15 protein-coding genes are annotated in these 16,726 nt (G+C 70.7%); 10 read left to right on the top strand and 5 right to left on the bottom strand.

Going from position 1 to position 16,726, the window contains the following annotated elements; all coding sequences use genetic code 11:
- Window positions 1-67 precede the first annotated feature (67 nt).
- Together COUCH_RS25105 and COUCH_RS25100 are read right to left on the bottom strand one after the other, a co-directional pair.
- Entirely contained in the window at window positions 68-1,129 is a 1,062-nt protein-coding gene (locus COUCH_RS25105) for a DUF3885 domain-containing protein (protein WP_249607656.1), read from the bottom strand.
- A gap of 7 nt (window positions 1,130-1,136) precedes the next feature.
- Window positions 1,137-1,685, bottom strand: coding sequence for a helix-turn-helix domain-containing protein (locus COUCH_RS25100; protein WP_346015939.1), 549 nt, complete (start codon window positions 1,683-1,685; stop codon window positions 1,137-1,139).
- 350 nt (window positions 1,686-2,035) lie between these two features.
- On the opposite strand from COUCH_RS25100, the gene COUCH_RS25095 reads away from it, so the two are divergent.
- A complete protein-coding gene (locus COUCH_RS25095) occupies window positions 2,036-2,809 on the top strand; it encodes a methyltransferase (protein ID WP_249607655.1) in 774 nt (257 codons plus the stop codon).
- Between the two features lie 130 nt (window positions 2,810-2,939).
- Here COUCH_RS25095 and COUCH_RS25090 read toward each other — a convergent pair whose 3' ends face one another.
- Complete coding sequence (locus COUCH_RS25090; protein ID WP_249607654.1) at window positions 2,940-3,869, bottom strand: hypothetical protein; 930 nt, start codon at window positions 3,867-3,869, stop codon at window positions 2,940-2,942.
- Between the two features lie 242 nt (window positions 3,870-4,111).
- On the opposite strand from COUCH_RS25090, the gene COUCH_RS25085 reads away from it, so the two are divergent.
- Window positions 4,112-4,609 (top strand): SRPBCC family protein, encoded by a 498-nt coding sequence (locus tag COUCH_RS25085; protein ID WP_249607653.1) that lies wholly within the window; start codon window positions 4,112-4,114, stop codon window positions 4,607-4,609.
- A gap of 29 nt (window positions 4,610-4,638) precedes the next feature.
- Here the strand turns inward: COUCH_RS25085 and COUCH_RS25080 are convergent, their stop codons facing one another.
- Entirely contained in the window at window positions 4,639-5,043 is a 405-nt protein-coding gene (locus tag COUCH_RS25080) for a hypothetical protein (RefSeq protein WP_249607652.1), read from the bottom strand.
- Between the two features lie 397 nt (window positions 5,044-5,440).
- Between COUCH_RS25080 and COUCH_RS25075 the strand changes: the two genes are divergently transcribed.
- The 7 genes from COUCH_RS25075 to COUCH_RS25045 all read left to right on the top strand — a co-directional run bounded on the left by COUCH_RS25075 (window position 5,441) and on the right by COUCH_RS25045 (window position 14,363).
- Window positions 5,441-6,541 (top strand): uroporphyrinogen-III synthase, encoded by a 1,101-nt coding sequence (locus tag COUCH_RS25075; protein ID WP_249613804.1) that lies wholly within the window; start codon window positions 5,441-5,443, stop codon window positions 6,539-6,541.
- Entirely contained in the window at window positions 6,538-7,179 is a 642-nt protein-coding gene (locus COUCH_RS25070; protein WP_249607651.1) for a sirohydrochlorin chelatase, read from the top strand. Before COUCH_RS25075 ends, COUCH_RS25070 begins: the two co-directional genes overlap by 4 nt.
- Before the next feature lie 69 nt (window positions 7,180-7,248).
- Window positions 7,249-9,345 carry a molybdopterin oxidoreductase family protein gene (locus COUCH_RS25065; RefSeq protein ID WP_249607650.1) on the top strand — a complete coding sequence of 699 codons (2,097 nt, stop codon included), beginning with the start codon at window positions 7,249-7,251 and terminating at the stop codon, window positions 9,343-9,345.
- Between the two features lies 1 nt (window position 9,346).
- Window positions 9,347-11,806 carry a nitrite reductase large subunit NirB gene (gene nirB / locus COUCH_RS25060; RefSeq protein ID WP_249607649.1) on the top strand — a complete coding sequence of 820 codons (2,460 nt, stop codon included), beginning with the start codon at window positions 9,347-9,349 and terminating at the stop codon, window positions 11,804-11,806.
- Window positions 11,803-12,117 (top strand): Rieske 2Fe-2S domain-containing protein, encoded by a 315-nt coding sequence (locus COUCH_RS25055; protein ID WP_249607648.1) that lies wholly within the window; start codon window positions 11,803-11,805, stop codon window positions 12,115-12,117. The genes nirB and COUCH_RS25055 overlap by 4 nt, the downstream gene beginning before the upstream one ends.
- Window positions 12,114-13,445, top strand: coding sequence for a nitrate/nitrite transporter (locus COUCH_RS25050; RefSeq protein ID WP_249607647.1), 1,332 nt, complete (start codon window positions 12,114-12,116; stop codon window positions 13,443-13,445). Before COUCH_RS25055 ends, COUCH_RS25050 begins: the two co-directional genes overlap by 4 nt.
- A gap of 96 nt (window positions 13,446-13,541) precedes the next feature.
- Window positions 13,542-14,363 carry an SAM-dependent methyltransferase gene (locus tag COUCH_RS25045; RefSeq protein WP_249607646.1) on the top strand — a complete coding sequence of 274 codons (822 nt, stop codon included), beginning with the start codon at window positions 13,542-13,544 and terminating at the stop codon, window positions 14,361-14,363.
- Between the two features lie 23 nt (window positions 14,364-14,386).
- On the opposite strand, the gene COUCH_RS25040 is transcribed toward COUCH_RS25045, so the two are convergent.
- Window positions 14,387-14,902, bottom strand: coding sequence for a hypothetical protein (locus tag COUCH_RS25040; RefSeq protein ID WP_249607645.1), 516 nt, complete (start codon window positions 14,900-14,902; stop codon window positions 14,387-14,389).
- Between the two features lie 164 nt (window positions 14,903-15,066).
- On the opposite strand from COUCH_RS25040, the gene COUCH_RS25035 reads away from it, so the two are divergent.
- Complete coding sequence (locus COUCH_RS25035) at window positions 15,067-16,692, top strand: PAS domain S-box protein (protein WP_249607644.1); 1,626 nt, start codon at window positions 15,067-15,069, stop codon at window positions 16,690-16,692.
- The last annotated feature ends 34 nt before the right edge of the window (window positions 16,693-16,726 follow it).

Below are 16,726 nucleotides of genomic sequence, written 5' to 3'. Positions count from 1 at the left end.
GCGACAGCCCCGGTGTTGCCGGCATCGCCCATCGACGCCCACATCGGCGACATGGGTCTTTCAATTGTCAGTGTCCGCTGGGGTGGCGCGAGAGCCAATCGCGATGCCGGTCCCGTAAGTCGTCCCGTAGTTCTGGGCTGCTGAGGATGACGTCTGCGCCTCCGTCGTACGGTGCGTATAACCATGCCAGATCGGACGGCGTGATGATCACATCGTCGATTTCGTCGTCGGCGACTTTGCGAAGCAGTTCATCCAGGCGCCCGGGCTGCCACCTGATGCGGCTGACGTAGGCGTGTGCGTAGGCCAGGGTGGGATCCAGGTGGGGCCAGGACAGCACCAGCCAGCATTCCGCGTCGGGCAGCAGGTCACTCAGTGCTGGATCGCGACGTTCTGGTGTGGGGGTGAAGGCGAGCTGCGAGGTGATCACGAGCAGGTCGCAGCTCTGCGCGCCCAGTTCGTGCAGGACGATGTTGTGCCGATGAAGGATCGTCGTGTACTCCGAGGGCACTTCGGCGTAGCGCTTGGAGCCTGGAAGACTGTGGAAACGTACCCAGCCGTCCGTGTCCTGGCGCAGCCGGGAGCCGATCGGCTCAAGATGTGGCCAACGGGCCTCCCAGGCGTCCTGCAATGGGTGGCGGCCACTGGGCGGCGGCCATACCCAGACGTCGTCTGGAGGGACGGACTGTCGTCCTGATGCGATGACTTGCCGCAGCGCGACGACGTAGGGATCCTCGCTGGGCGCTTGCGGGTCGGCGTCGAAGACGGCGATCAGGTTGCCTCCGCGGACGTACTCTCCGATCCAGGACCAGCCATGGATTTCGCGCCAGATTCGTAGGTTCGCTCGGTCGGCTTCCCGGCAGGCATCGGCGGGTGTGAGGCGCTTGATGGCTTTCGCGAGTTTGCTCTTACCGAGGCGGACTGAGCCGGTGCTTCCGTGCCAACCGGTGACCGTGGCAAGCACCGCGGCGGCCAGCACGTCCTCGTCGTCGTTGACCCGTACGAAACTGATCTCGTCGGCGCCTTCGACGAAGCCGATGCCGTGCAGTCTCGGTCGTTGCCAGCCGAGGTTCGATTCGTATCGTTCGAACGCCCTGCTGATCTCCGCAAGTGTCCGCCAGCCCGCTACCACACGAAGATCATCGCAAAACGTGGCCGTTTCCGGAGCGCTTACACGGCGGGCCCTTCGGCGCCCAGCCGGAACCGGCCTGCGGGCGGATGGCGAGGGGGCCGAACTCGTCGAACGCGAACACCCGCTGCGGGAAATGACTGGTCACATGCTCGATGCGGGCGAGTTTCGCATCCCGGTCGGGGTCGGTCGACTCTTTCCAGGTCTTGGTCCGCTGAAAGCTGATCCCGTGCTTGATCAGCAGCAGGCGCAGCCGCTCCCGCCCGATCGCGATCGGGCGGGCGGCCAGCGTGGTGAGGTAGTCGGCGAGCTTGCGCACGCTCCACCGGGTGAACGGTCGGCCCAGGCTTTCGGGGCGAGTGTTGGCCGTCGTGACGATGAACTGCTCGTCGTCAGGACTGATCAGGCGGGGACGGCCACCCGCCCACCGAGGGTCCAGGCTGGCCATGCCCATCTCGTTGAACCGGTGAATGACCTGCCGGATCGTATCCTCATCGGCCTGCACGAGGCGAGCGATCGCGGGCACGGTGTTCCCACCGGCCGAGGCGAGCACCACCATCGCCCGCCGTAATCGAATCGGTGAACCGGTACCTCTACGGGTGATGCGCAGCAGCTGCTGACCTTCCTGGTCGCTGAGCCATCAAAGGTGAACGCCAACGGACCCTGACCGGGACGAGACACGGAGGCCGTACCGATTAGGGCGGGCTGCTTCGCTGGAGTGAAGGGTTGTCTAGATTCATCTCGTGTCGCACTGACGTGGCGCGCGGTAGGTCGTCAGGATGTAGGAATGAGTTCATCGCGGCCCTCGCCGGCCCCGCGTTCGAGCCGGACCCGACGGCAGGCGGGCCGGTGAACCCGTCCGGCCCCTCATCGCCGCATACCTCTGGGTCTACTCCGGATCGCCGCTATTTGCTCGACAACGCCAAGGTGGAGGCGGGCGAGCGGTTCGGCTGGCTGGCCGAGCTGTTCGACGGTGTCACCCGGGGGCATGTCGATCGGCTCGGAGTGACGGCGGGCTGGCGTTGCTGGGAAGTCGGCGCCGGGGGCCCCAGCATTCCCGAGGCACTCGCCGCGGCCGTCGGACCGACCGGCCACGTACTGGCCACGGACATCAATCCTGCCTGGTTGGACCGGCACGGCACGTACCAGGTGCTTGAGCACGACATTGTCAGGGACCCGCCGCCGCAGCCAGGCACGTTTGATCTGGTGCACGCCAGGCTCGTGCTCGTCCACGTACCCGACCGTGCCCGGGCGCTGGCGGCGATGGTGGCGGCACTGCGCCCCGGCGGCTGGCTGTTGGTCGAGGACGCCGACACCGAGCTGCAGCCGCTGGCCTGCCTCGACGAGGTCGGCCCGGCACAGCAGCGCGCCAACCGGCTGCGGCGCGCCGTCCGGGAGCTGATGACCCGCCGCGGCGCCGACATGCGTTACGGCCGTACGCTGCCGCGAGCCTTGCGTACGGCCGGCCTCGTCGATGTCGCAGCGGCCGGCTTCTTTCCAGTCGGCGGAGCAGCCTGCGACCGGCTGGAGGCCGCGACGGTGCGCATGGTCCGCGCCGAGTTGCTCGCCGCAGGGCTGGCCGACGACGCCGAGATCGACGCCCACCTGGCCGCCATCAACGCCGGCGAGCTCGACCTCACTCTCGCGCCTCTGATATCGGCATGGGGACGCCGCCCGGAATAGCTCCCGCCATCGCCACCACAGCGTCCGCATAGATCGGTCCGGCGCACCCGAACGTCCGCCGCAAGGAACCTAAGTCCCTCACCCTTGCGCACGTGAGTAGACAGATCGCAACGAACCGCAGGTGTCGGTGTCAGGTGGTGAGAAGCTGTTGCCGTTCGCTGTGCAGCGCGTTCCAGCGAGCGCGGGCCGTCTGGGCGCGTACAGAAACATCCCGGTGTATCCCAGCGATCAGCTGGAGCGACTCGTCCGCGTCGCGGCTCGCTCGGTTGATCTGTTCCCGGATGAGCATGTTCGAGAAGAACACCGCCTGAAAGCCGGCCGGCCGCGTGATCGGGCGCGGGACGTTGCCCAGCGGCTGGGCCAGGCCCACGTCGGTAAGCTCGGCGTGCAGGACGGCCAGGCAGCGGTCGGCGTTCGACGCCGCCCAGCCCACGGCGTCGAGCCAGTGTGGCTGGCTCACGGACACTGCCCCGCCGAGCAGGTTGTCGGTCGTCTGGCGGCTGGACGCCAGGTCGAGCTGACGTCGCAGCTCTCCTAGAGCGCCGAGCGCCGCTTCGGCTGCCCTGACCGCCTCGTGTAGTTCGCGCAGCTCCGCCTCGACCCGGCCGCGCTCGTCTGCCAGCGCCAGCAGGCGGGCGACCTGGGGATCACCGCTCCCGACCAGGTGGCGCTCCTTGTCGTCGATCGCCGCGGCGAACCGGGCCGGCACATCGGCCAGGGCGGTCAGCCGAGCCTCGACCGCCTCGCGTTCCGTCTGGATCGCGGCCAGCCGGCTCTCCGCCTCGGCGACCCGGTAGCGGGCCGCGTCCGCCTCCGCCCGCTCACGGGATAGCTCCTCGGAGTACGCGCCGCGCAATGCGACCAGGACTCGGGACAGCGAGACGCTCTCCAGCCGCTCCACGTCGCGGACCTCGCCGGCCCAGCTCCGCCGCAGCTCCGTCACGGCGGCCGCGTGCTCGGCGTGACGTCGGTCCAGCTCGGCGCGCCGGACTCGGAGCAGTTCGGCCTCCCGGACCAGTCCGGCAACCTCGACGAGCCGCGCTTCGATCTCCTCGGTCATGGCCCCAATTTGAGCAGGTCAGGGCAAGTACTCGTGCAACGGGACGGCGTTGGGCGGACGGTGGCAGTGCGATGGCGATTGCTCTGTCGATGGCCGGCTGACCCGGATCCCCGCCACGACAGGTTTCTCCGGAGCCCCAGCGTCGGCCGGAGGAGGCCGTCAACCTCCGCTGACAGCGTCTACCGCAATCCGGGTGGCCGGGACGTCTCCCTGAGCGGCTGTGGATGGGCGAGGATGGCGGTGTGCCTGTCATTGAGGCGACCATCGTCGTCCCCGTGCCGCCGGATGTCGCTTTCGCCGTGTCGCAGACCACCGCACCGGTGCGGTACCGGTGGGATCCGTTCGTGCGGGAGCAGCACTTCATCGATGGCGCCACCCGGCCTGGCCGGGGCGTGCGCACCTTCACCCGGTCGCGGCACGGCATCACGATGATCAGCGAGTACGTGTCGTTCCACCCGCCCACCAACGTCGGCATGAAGATGGTGCGCGGGCCGTGGTTCTTCGAGATGTTCGGCGGCGGCTGGCGTTTCGCGCCCGCACAGGACCAGCCCGGCCACACCGTTGCCACCTGGCGATACAACTTCCGGTGCCGGCCTGCCGTGCTGCGCCCGGCCGCCGAGCGGATCGGCGGGTGGCTGCTCGGCCGCGACATTCGCCGGCGGATCGCCGGGTACGCCCGAGGATGCGAGGACCCGACCGTGCTCGCCTCAGCCCGCCAGAGCCTCAACGACCAGCCCTGATAGCTTGCGCCACCCTGACCCGATCGCCCTCACCGATCGCAGCCATGTCCCAGCACGCGTCCAGCGTCCGCACCGGCTCGGCCGTGGCGTGCACGCCGCCCGCGACATGCGAGACGATTCGAGCCGTCGGCGAGCGAACGGATCAGCGTCAATTCCTCGGCGAGCGCGCCCGCGTTCGGCGAGTAGAACGACCAGAGCACGAGCACCCGCGTGTCACCGGCTTCCCGGATGCCGCGCGCGGTCTCCTCGGCGCTCTCACCGAACCGGACCTCGTAGCGGGTGGCGGTGACATGCTCGCCGAGCGCGCCTAGCAGGTTTGGAGGCACGGAAAGACGCCGCCGCAATGGATCGGAAAGGCGAGGGTGCCGACGCCGTCCAGCGACGTTGGGCACCCGGTATTCCATTCTCGGCTGTGCGCCGCTGGAGATCGGCATGTCGTCTCGTCGTGCCGCTTCCAACGCGGCCGCGTGTAGCAGCGCGAATTTTCCTTCTCAAATTACATTTAGCGATCCACGACGGGGCAGGTGGCGGTTGAACCGCCATCTCGATCAGGGAAGTTCATTCACGCGCCGAACCGGCACCACATCTTCGAGTCGAAGATCAGGGTTCGTACCGCCGGTGACGACGCCACCGGGGTCTTTCCTCGGACTGCGTGCAGAACGATGCCCTCGTCCGTCGCATCGGGGTCTCGGCCCGGCCGCTTGGTCCCTCGCTCGGGTGATCTCACGGACGTGGGGGCCGGGAAGTGATGCCGCGTTATCACCGGGGAAACATTCGAGATCGCGGCCCGAAATAGCAGCTGGCGAGCATCGGACGGTGACCGTCGACCAGATCGCCGATGCCGGGCCGCTTGCCGGCTTCACCGTGGCCGTGACCGCCGAGCGGCGGCGGGAGGAGCTGGCCGCCCTGTTGGAGCGGCGGGGGGCCCGGGTGGTGGTCGCTCCCGCCATCACGATCGTGCCGTTGGGGGACGACGAGGCGCTGTTGCATGCCACGGAGGCCTGTGTGGGGCTGGCGCCGGACATCGTCATCGCCACGACCGGGATCGGGTTCCGGGGGTGGTTGGAGGCCGCCGAGGGGTGGGGGATGGGTGACACCCTGCGGGCCGCGCTGGGGCGGGCCCGGCTGATCGCGCGGGGGGCGAAGCCGTGCGGCGCGATCCGGGCCGCCGACCTGAGCGAGGAGTGGTCGGCCGCCACCGAGTCGTCAGAGGAGATTCTGGAGCGGCTGTTGTCGCAGGGTATCGCCGGGCGGCGGATCGCGGTGCAGTTGCACGGCGGGCCGCAGGCGGAGTTCACCGCGGCGCTGCGGGCTGCCGGGGCCGCCGTCGTGGAGGTTCCGGTGTACCGGTGGACGCTGCCGCCGGATCCGGCACCCGTACGCCGGCTCGTCGGTCAGGTGGTCGCAGGGCAGGTCGACGCCGTCACCTTCACCAGCGCCCCGGCCGTGCAGGCCCTGCTCGACATCGCCGCCGACGCCGCGGGAGAGGTGCTGGACCGGTTCCGGGGCCGGACCATGGCGGCCTGCGTCGGGCCGGTCACCGCTGCTTCGCTGGTGGAGCGGCGCGTTCCGGTCGTCACGCCGCACCGGTCGCGGCTGGGGGCCCTGGTCAAGGTGGTCACCGACGAGTTGCCGCGGCGGGCCGTCCGGCTGGCGGTGGCCGGTGAGGAGCTGGAGATCCGGGGGCACGCCGTGCTGATCGGGGGGCGGTTGCAGACCCTCGCGCCGGCCGCGATGGCGATTCTCGCGGCGCTCGCCGACCGGCCGGGGACCGTCGTCTCCAAGGACCGGCTGGCCGGGGTGCTGCCGCGGGGCACCGACGGGCATGCCGTGGACGTGGCGATCGCCCGGCTGCGGACCGCGCTGGGCGGCGGCGGGCACATCGAGACAGTGATCAAACGGGGTTACCGGCTGAGGGTGGACGAACCGTGACGGTCCTGCTGGCGGTCGCGCACGGTACGCGTTCCGCGGCCGGCCAGGCGCAGATCCGCGGTCTCGTGGACCGGGTCGCCCTGCGCCGCCCGGACCTCGACGTGCGGCTGGCCTACGTGGACGTGCAGGAGCCCCGCGTCGGGGAGGTCGCCGTCAGCCCCGACACAGTGATCGTGCCGTTGCTGCTTTCGGCCGGCTATCACGTACGCGTGGACATCGCGGAGGCCGCGGCGGTCAGCGGGGCGAGAGTCGCACCGCCGCTGGGCCCGGACCCGGTCCTCGTGGACGGCCTTCGGAGACACCTGACCGGTGGGGACGCCGTCGTGCTGGCAGCGGCCGGGTCCTCCGATCCGGCGTGGCGCGCTGACATCGACCGGGTGGCCGCCGAGCTGGGCGCGACGGTCGCGTACGCCTCCGGCACCGATCGCCGCGTCCCCGAGGTCGTCGCTCACCTGCGGGAGCAGGGCGCCGAGCGGGTGACCGTGGCCGCGTACCTGCTCGCCGAGGGGCTGTTCTACCGGGCGCTGCACAGCGCCGGAGCGGACCGGGTCACGCCGCCGCTGTGCGAGGACCGGGCCGTCGTGGACCTGGTGGCGGCCCGGTACGCCGATCTCACAACGACCGCCGGCCGGTTGTAGGGATTTCCGTACGTCGGCGCAATCGTGCGGCGCCGGTGACCGAAACGCCACGCCAGCACGATCGGTGGCGTGACGGTGACCGAGACCCATTGCCCGTACTGCGCTCTGCAGTGCGGCATCCGGCTGACGCCCGAGATTCCGCGGGTGCGGCTCGAGCCCGCCGAGTTCCCGGTGAACCGGGGCGGGCTGTGCGCCAAGGGCTGGACAGCCGCGGAGCTGCTCGACCACAAGGACCGCCTGCTCACCCCGTTGGTCCGCAAGGACCCCGCGGACCGCAGGAGCCCGCTGCGCGAGGCCACCTGGGACGAGGCCATGGAGCGCATCGTCGCGGCGATCCGGGCCAGCCAGCAGGCGTACGGGCCGGACAGCGTCGGCGCGTTCGGCGGGGGCGGGCTGACCAACGAGAAGGCGTACACGCTCGGCAAGTTCGTCCGGGTGGCGCTGCGCTCGGCGTCCATCGACTACAACGGCCGGTTCTGCATGTCGTCGGCCGCCACGGCCGCCAACCGGGCGCTCGGCGTCGACCGCGGGCTGCCGTTCCCGCTCGAGGACCTTGCTCAGGCCCGTACGGTCCTGCTCGTCGGTGCCAACCCGGCCGACGCGATGCCGCCGTCGATGCAGTATCTGGACGCCGGGCGGGCCGAGGGCGCCCGGCACATCGTCGTGGACCCGCGGCTGACGGCGACCGCGAAGGGCGCGTACCGGCATCTGCAGCCCCTGCCCGGCACGGACCTGGCGCTGGCCAACGGCCTGTTGCACATCGCCATCCGGGAGGGCCTGGTCGACGAGGAGTACATCCGCGACCGCACGACCGGCTTCGACGCCGTCCGCGCCGCGGTGAACTCCTACTGGCCCGGGCGGGTCGAGCGGATGACCGGCGTCCCCGAGGCGCACCTGCGCGAGACGGTCCGCCTGCTGGCGACCGGGAAGCCGGCGATGATCCTCACCGCGCGCGGCGCCGAACAGCACAGCAACGGTACGGACACCGCCCAGGCCTACCTCAACCTCGCCCTCGCGCTGGGCCTCGTCGGCCGGCCGTACTCGGGCTACGGCACGATCACCGGCCAGGGCAACGGGCAGGGCGGCCGCGAGCACGGTCAGAAGGCCGACCAGCTGCCCGGGTACCGCCGCCTCGACGACCCGGCCGCCCGCGCGCACGTCGCGAAGGTGTGGGGCGTCGACCCCGACGAGCTGCCCCGGCCCGGCAAGAGCGCGTACGAGATGCTCGACCGCCTCGGCACCGACGGCGGCGTCCGGGTGCTGCTCGTGCTGGCCAGCAACATCGCCGTCTCCGCTCCGCACGCGAACCACGTCATCGACCGGCTCCGCGCCCTCGACCTGCTCGTGGTCAGCGACATCTTCCTCTCCGAGACGGCCGCGCTCGCCGACGTCGTGCTGCCGACCGCGCAGTGGGCGGAGGAGGAGGGCACGATGACCAACCTCGAGGGCCGGGTCATCCGCCGCCGGCGGGCCCTGCCCCCACCGCCCGAGGTCCGCACCGACCTGCGCTTCCTCAAGGACCTCGCGGACCGCCTCGGCCGCGGCGAGTACTTCACCGACGAGCCGCGCGAGGTCTTCGAGGAGCTGCGCCGCGCCGGCGCGGGCGGGATCGCCGACTACGCCGGCATCACCTGGGAGCGGGTGGATGCCGAGCAGGGCGTGTTCTGGCCGTGCCCGAGCGAGGACCACCCCGGCACGCCGCGGCTGTTCGCCGACGGCTTCCCGACCCCGGACGGCAGGGCCCGTTTCGTACGGGTCGAGCACCGCGACCCGCACGAGATGCCCGACCGGCATTACCCGTACGTCCTGACGACCGGCCGGACGATGCAGCAGTACCAGAGCGGCAACCAGACCCGCCGGGTCGCCGCGCTCAGCGTGGCGATGCCGGAGCCCCGCGTCGAGCTGCACCCCGATCTGGCGCGGCGGCACGGGATCGCGGACAGCGACATGGTCGAGCTGCGCAGCCGCCGCGGGCGGGCGTTCTTCCGCGCCCGGCTCAACCCGGGGATCCGCCCCGACACCGTCTTCGCGCCCTTCCACTGGGGCGGCGACAACGCCGTCAACGCCCTCACCGATCCCGCGCTCGACCGGCATTCCCGGATGCCCGCTTTCAAGGCGTGCGCGGTCGCGATCGCGCGTACCGAAGAACCAGGAGGGAACTGCTGACATGCAGTCACCGCGTCTCGTGATCATCGGCAACGGCATGGCCGGCGCCCGGACCGTCGAGGAGATCCTCGCCCGTGACGGCGACTTCGCCGTGACGATGTTCGGCGACGAACCGTACGGCAACTACAACCGGATCATGCTCTCCAACGTCCTCGCGGGCGTGGAGGACGAGTCCGGCATCTTCCTCAACGACCTGTCCTGGTACGCCGACAACGGCATCACCCTGCACACCGGCACCCGCATCACGCGCATCGACCGGGCCGCGAAGGTGGTGTACGCGGAGGACGGCAGCGCGACCCCGTACGACAAGCTGATCATCGCCACCGGCAGCCGCGCGTTCGTCCCGCCGATCCCCGGCATCCACCGCCCCGGCCGCGGCTACCACCAGGGCGTCTTCGCCTTCCGCACGCTCGACGACACCCGGGCGATGATCCGGTACGCCCGCGAGCACGAGCGGGCGGTCGTCATCGGCGGCGGCCTGCTCGGCCTGGAGGCGGCGCGCGGCCTGCAGAACCACCTGAGCCACGTGACGCTCGTGCACGCCATGGGCCACCTGATGAACACCCAGCTGGACGCCGAGGCGGGCGCGACCCTGCAGCGCAGCGTCGAGAAGCTCGGCATCGAGGTGGTGGTCGGCGCGCAGACCACCGAGATCCTCGGCAAGCACTCGGTGACCGGCGTGAAGCTGGCCGACGGCCGGACGATCGGTTGCGACGTCGTGGTGGTCGCCGCCGGCATCCGCGCCAACGCCGACGTGGCGCAGGCCAGTGGGCTGCCCGTCGAGCGCGGCATCGTCGTCGACGACCAGATGCGGGTGCAGGGCGAGGCCGACATCTACGCGGTCGGCGAGTGCGCCCAGCACCGCGGCGAGACGTACGGCCTGGTCGCCCCGCTCTGGGATCAGGCGAAGGTGCTCGCCGACCACATCACCGGCCGGGACCCGCACGCGGCGTACCACGGCTCGCGGGTCGCCACGAAGCTCAAGGTGGCCGGCGTGGACGTGGCTTCCATGGGCCTCAAGGAGCCCGAGTCCGACGACGACGAGACCCTCACGTACGCCGAACCGCGCAAGGGCGTCTACAAGTCGGTGATCATCCGCGACGGCCGGCTGGTCGGCGCGACGCTGGTCGGTGACGTCCGCAAGGTCGCGTTCCTCATGCAGGCCTTCGACCGCGGGCTGGCGCTGCCGGAGGAGCGCGCCGAGCTGATGTTCGACCTGGGCGGCCCGCCCGCGGAGGTCAGCCCGGCCGAGATGCCCGGCGACGCGCAGGTCTGCAACTGCAACGGCGTCAGCAAGGGCGCGATCTGCTCCACCGTGCAGAGCGGCTGCAAGACCGTCTCCGGCGTCATGGACAAGACCCGGGCCGGCAAGGGCTGCGGCACCTGCAAGCCGCTCGTGCAGCGCATCGTCGAGTGGGCCGCCGGCGGCGAGGTCGAGGAGGACCCGGCGGCGAGCTGGTACGTCCCCGGCGTACCCATGCCCAAGCCGGAGCTGATGCGAGCGATCCGCGAGCACGGCCTCAAGAGTGTCTCCGCGGTCTTCGCCACGCTGGTGCCCGGCGGCAAGGAGGACGCCAAGAGCAAGATGGGGCTGGCCTCGCTGCTCAAGATGATGTGGGGCGGCGAGTACGAGGACGAGCGCGACGCCCGGTTCATCAACGACCGCGTGCACGCCAACATCCAGCGCGACGGCACGTTCTCCGTGGTACCGCAGATGAAGGGCGGCGTGACCACCCCGGCGCAGCTCAAGCGAATCGCGGAGGTGGCCGAGAAGCACGCCGTGCCGATGGTCAAGCTCACCGGCGGCCAGCGCATCGACCTGCTGGGCGTACCCAAGGAGAAGCTGCCGCAGATCTGGGCGGACCTCGACATGCCCTCGGGCTGGGCGTACGGGAAGAGCTTCCGCACCGTGAAGACCTGCGTGGGTTCCGAGTTCTGCCGCTTCGGGGTGGGCGACTCCACCGCGCTGGGCATCGCGCTGGAGGAGCGCTACCAGGGCATCGAGGGCCCGGGCAAGATGAAGCTCGCGGTCACCGGGTGCCCGCGCAACTGCGCCGAGGCGTACGTGAAGGACCTGGGTGTGGTCGCCATCGACGGCGGCAAGTGGGAGATCTACGTCGGCGGTGCCGCGGGCGCGCACGTGCGCAAGGGCGACCTGCTGGCCACCGTGGACTCCGCCGACGAGGTCATCACGCTCACCGGGCGGTTCCTGCAGTACTACCGCGAGAACGCCAACTGGCTCGAGCGCACGTACGCATGGGTCCCCCGGGTGGGCATCGAGCGCCTTCGCAAGGTGGTCGTCGACGACGCGGACGGCATCGCCGCCGACCTGGACGCCGCGATGGCCGCCTCCGTGGCCGCCTACCGGGACCCGTGGAGGGAACGTGCCGAACCCGCGACACCGGGACAATTCCGGACCTCGCTGCCGCTGGTGCTCCTGCCTCAGGTGCCGGTCCGATGAGCACCCGGCTCGGTTCCGTCCATGACATCCCCCTGGGAGAGGGACGCACGTACGCCGTCGCCGGGGAGATGGTCGCCGTCTTCCGGCTGCGTGACGGCTCGGTGCGGGCCGTGTCCGCGGTGTGCCCGCACAAGGGCGGGCCCCTCGCCGACGGGCAGATCGACGCCGAGGTCGTGATCTGCCCGCTGCACCTGACCGCCTTCGACCTGACCACCGGCTGTGCCCGCGGCGACCTGCCGCCCGTGAAGGTCTATCCCGTCACCGTCGACGCCGACGACATGCTCGTGATCCCCTCGGAGGTACTTCTGTGAGCGCCACCACCCTGGAACGTCCCGCCGTCAGCGTCCGCGGTCACTGGATCGACGACTGGCGGCCCGAGGACCCGATCTTCTGGGAACAGCGGGGCGCCGCGATCGCCCGGCGCAACCTGACCTTCTCGATCTTCTCCGAGCACATCGGCTTCTCCGTGTGGACGCTGTGGTCGGTGCTCGTGCTGTTCCTCGGGCCCGCGTACGGCGTCGACCCGGCCGGGAAGTTCCTGCTCACCGCGGTGCCGGCGCTGGTGGGGGCGGTGCTGCGGATCCCGTACACGTTCGCGGTGGCCCGGTTCGGCGGACGCAACTGGACCATCATCAGCGCCTCGATGCTGCTCGTCCCGGCGCTGCTGGCCGCGTTCCTGATCGAGCCCGGGGTCTCGTACGGCACGCTGCTGCTGCTCGCCGCGGCCGCCGGGGTGGGCGGCGGCAACTTCGCCTCGTCGATGGCCAACATCAACGCGTTCTACCCGGACCGGCTCAAGGGCTGGGCGCTGGGCATCAACGCCGGCGGCGGCAACGTGGGCGTGGCCGCGGTGCAGCTCGTCGGGCTGTTCGTGCTGGCCGTCGTCGGCGCCGGCCGCCCCGGGATCGTGGCGGGCATCTACCTGCCGCTGATCGTCGCCGCCGCGGTGGGCTCGGCGCTGTCCATGGACAACCTCAGCCAGGCCCGCAACGAGAAGCGGGGGATGCGCGACGCCGCCCGGCAGCCGCACACCTGGATCATGTCGCTGCTGTACATCGGCACGTTCGGCTCGTTCATCGGCTTTGGCTTCGCCTTCGGCCAGGTGCTGCAGGTCCAGTTCGGCGACGTGTTCAGCACCCCGGTCAGGGCCGCGTACCTGACGTTCCTCGGCCCGCTGCTCGGCTCGCTCATCCGCCCGGTCGGCGGGGCCCTCGCAGACCGCCTCGGCGGCGCCCGCGTCACGTTCTGGAACTTCGTCGCGATGGCGGCCGGCGCGAGCATCGTCCTGCTCGCCTCCCGGCTCACGTCGCTGCCGCTCCACCTCGTCGGCTTCGTCGCCCTGTTCGTGTTCAGCGGCATCGGCAACGGCTCGACGTACAAGATGATCCCGCGCATCTTCGCCCTGAAGAACCCGGGCGACGAGCACGAGGCCCGCCGCCTCTCCGGCGCGGTCATCGGCATCGCCGGCGCGATCGGCGCCTTCGGCGGCGTGCTGGTCAACCTGGCGTTCCGGCAGTCCTTCCTGGAGTACAAGACGGCCGACGCGGCGTACCTGGCGTTCATCGTCTTCTACGCGCTCTGCGTGGTCGTCACCTGGACGGTCTACCGCCGGCCGGGTCGCAGCCTCACCGGCGTCTGACGGCCACGGCGATCTGCCACTACGATGGCGCGAGCGGATGCCACGGACACCCGGGGCATCCGCTCGCCACATTGTCACGGACGACAGGAGATCGTGGTGGGCACCGACGGCGACACCCGGCCGGGCGCGGTCCGTATCGACGCGACCAAGCCTCACCCAGCGCGACGGTACGACTACTGGCTGGGCGGTAAGGACAACTTCCAGGCCGACCGCGAGGCGGCGGAGGCGATCGCCTCGGTCTTCCCGCACATCCGCACCGCGGCCCGGGAGAACCGTGCCTTCATGCGCCGCGCGGTCCGCCACCTCACCGCCGAGGCCGGCATCCGCCAGTTCCTCGACATCGGCACCGGCCTGCCCACGGCGGAGAACGTGCACGACGTGGCACAGTCCCTCGCCCCGGAATCCCGCATCGTGTACGTGGACAACGACCCCCTCGTCCTCACCCACGCCCGAGCGCTGCTGACCAGCTCGGACGAGGGCCGCACGGCGTACATCGACGCCGACGTCCGGGACCCCGAGTCGATCCTCGACGACCCGGCCGTACGGGAGACGCTGGACTTCTCCCAGCCGGTGGCGCTGCTGCTGGTGGCGATCCTGCACTTCGTCGAGGACCACGAGGACCCCTGGGCGATCGTCAAACGCCTCTTCGACGCGATGCCGCAGGGAAGCTACCTGGTGCTGTCCCACGCGACGTTCGACCCGCTGGACCCGGAGACGATCGCGGCCATGAACGCGGTCAACGAGCCGATCAAGCCCAGGTTCAGCCCCCGGCCGCTGGCGGAGGTGTCGCGGTTCTTCGAGGGACTCGAGCTGCTCGAACCGGGCATCGTCTCGGTGTCCGACTGGCGCCCCGGCCCGGGACCGCGTCCGACACCGGCGGAGGCCACGGGGTACGGGGCGGTCGCGCGGGCCCGCTGAGCCGCCGGGTCAGGCGGTCCTGCTCACTCGGCTATGCCCGGCGGCGGAGGTGAGGTCTTGCCGGGCCTCGTCCACCGCAGCCCGGGTGGGTGGGAAGCGCCGACGTCCTCGGCCAGCTGGTGCCTCAGCTCACCGGCGAGCTCCCGTACCTGTCGCGACTCCGCCGCCCGCAACCGGGGCGACCCGGCATCGTCGGACCCGATCTCCACGAGGAGATTCAGGAGCCTCAAGGAGAGCTCCTGCGAGGCGGGAGTAAGGAACATGCCGCCTCCCTTCTCGCCGAAATACCAGGCGCTGAAGGTCTCCCTGAAGGCCAGAAGCTCCATCCTGTCGGGCTCTTCTCCCGGGAGGAAGTAACGGGGCAGGCAACGCGAGACGTGGAACAGTTCCTGGTAACGCTCGAGGCGTTTGCTCTGCAGGTTCTGATCGTAAGTGTGCTCCAGCGTCAGTCTCATGGTGGAGCGAGTCGAGAGGTAGGTGACCAGAGCGCCAACCGTCGCTCCGACCACGGCGCACAGCAGGCCGACGACAATCGCCACATCCGCTCCCGCCGACGCTCGGACCACGATGGGATGACACTCGATCCGGCGTGCCGGGCGCCGCTGGTCGCGTCGATTGCCAAGCCGGGCCGGGATGGTACAAAGCGTAGCGCTACGTATATACCGACGTGGACACGCTGCAACGCCGCTGGTACTAGTTAGGCGTGCTGAGGGCCTTCGAATGGGTTGTGCTGGGATGTGGCAGCGCTGCCGCCATCGTCTACGGCGTACGTCGTCACCGGCCCGCCCGGCCCGGCCCCTGGCTGCTGCTCGCCGGCGCCATCGTCGCGAGCGCCGTGGGCGACGTGCTGACCGCGTTGGGGCGGCCGGGCGTCGCCGAATTCTCCTTCTACGCCATGTTCGTGCTCGTCGCGTGGAGCCTGCTGCAGCTGACCCGGGTCGGTGCGATCCTCGTCGAGCGGGCGCGGCTCATCGACCTGCTCGCGTTCGCGTGCTCCACGCTGCTCGTGGTCTGGGTGTTCGTCATCGGCGACGCGGGCCGGATCGGCAACGTCTCCGGCGCGTACGTGATCGGGGCCCTGCTGCTCCTCGCGGTGGTCGCCCGCGTGCTCCTCGCCGTAGGGCGGAATCTCTCCGCCGTGCTGCTGGTCATCGGGGCGGTGGGTGTCCTGGTCAGTGACATCGTGCAGCCGTTGTGGCCGGGGCGGCTGAGCGAGTCCGGGTTCGTGGTGCTCTACCTGGCCTGGGGCGCCGCCGCGCTGCACCCGTCGATGGTCAGGCTCACCGAGCCCGCGGCGCCGAGGCCGAGCCCGTGGCGGGCGCGCTGGACGGCGCTGCTGGGAATTTCCGTCGCCACCCCGCCGGTGGTTCTGCTGATCGAGGCGATCCACGGCACGGTCAATGACGGCGTGGTGATCGCTGCGGCCGGTGCGATCACGCTTCTGCTGACCATCACCCGACTGACCGACTCGGTGACCCTGAACGGCCAGGCCCTGGCGCGGGAACGGGCCCTGCGGCAGGCGAGCGCCGCGTTGGTCGCCGCGGCCGACGCAGCGGCCGTCGACGCGGCCGTCCGGGCCGCTGTCGCCCAGCTCATGCCACCGTACGCGATCCGCAGCACCGTCTTCGCCCTCGACGACCACCAGCTCACGCTCGAAGCGGCGCCCGGCCCGGCGCACCGGAGCTGGTGGACCGAGGACTCCGACCGTGACTACGCCACGCTGGTCTGCCCGCTGAGGCTCGAACCGCTCGCCGTCGCCCGGCCCAGCGGCGGAGCCCTCATCCTCGAAGGCCGGCGGGACGTCCTCACCGCCACGCGCGACACCCTCGAGGTCCTGGCCGGCCAGGCGGCGCTCGCCCTGGACCGCATCTCCCTGGTGGAGGCGGTCGGCCGCCGCGACAGCGACCTCTACCTGCGCGCGGTGATCCGCAACAGCGCGGACATCATGGTGGTGATCGACGAGGATCAACGCATCCGGTACGCCAGCCCGTCCCTGCGCGACCTGCTCGGCACGGACGACCTGCCACCCCTGGCCACCCTCGACGACCTCGTGCACCCGGATGATCGCGTCCCGCTGCGCCAGGCCTTCCGCAGCTCCGGGGACGGGGTGGTGTACTGCTCACTGCTCCGGGCCGACGGAACCCAGGTGCTGGTCGAGGCCACGTACCGCGACCTGCGTGCGGACCGGTTGGTCCAGGGCTTCGTCGTGACAATGCGGGATTTTACCCAGGGCCGTGAGCCGGACGAGCTACGGCCTCCACGCGAGAATGTGGATGACCTGCCGGCCCGGGTGAACCGCCGCAGCGCCCGGCACAAGTTCCGCTACTGAGCGAGAGCTGCCGGGGCTCGACGTGCGTGCCACA

The organism is Couchioplanes caeruleus, assembly GCF_023499255.1.
Classification (GTDB): domain Bacteria; phylum Actinomycetota; class Actinomycetes; order Mycobacteriales; family Micromonosporaceae; genus Actinoplanes; species Actinoplanes caeruleus_A.
Note: the sequence above shows the minus strand (reverse complement) of the source record. Positions and strands in the feature narration are given on the sequence as shown.

What these genes read in the sequence shown, in the direction of transcription:
- COUCH_RS25100 (WP_346015939.1), bottom strand. Translation starts at nt 1,685, where the DNA reads ATGGTGGTGCTCGCCTCGGCCGGTGGGAACACCGTGCCCGCGATCGCT.
- COUCH_RS25090 (WP_249607654.1), bottom strand. Translation starts at nt 3,869, where the DNA reads ATGACCGAGGAGATCGAAGCGCGGCTCGTCGAGGTTGCCGGACTGGTC.
- COUCH_RS25080 (WP_249607652.1), bottom strand. Translation starts at nt 5,043, where the DNA reads ATGCCGATCTCCAGCGGCGCACAGCCGAGAATGGAATACCGGGTGCCC.
- nirB (WP_249607649.1), top strand. Translation starts at nt 9,347, where the DNA reads ATGCAGTCACCGCGTCTCGTGATCATCGGCAACGGCATGGCCGGCGCC.
- COUCH_RS25055 (WP_249607648.1), top strand. Translation starts at nt 11,803, where the DNA reads ATGAGCACCCGGCTCGGTTCCGTCCATGACATCCCCCTGGGAGAGGGA.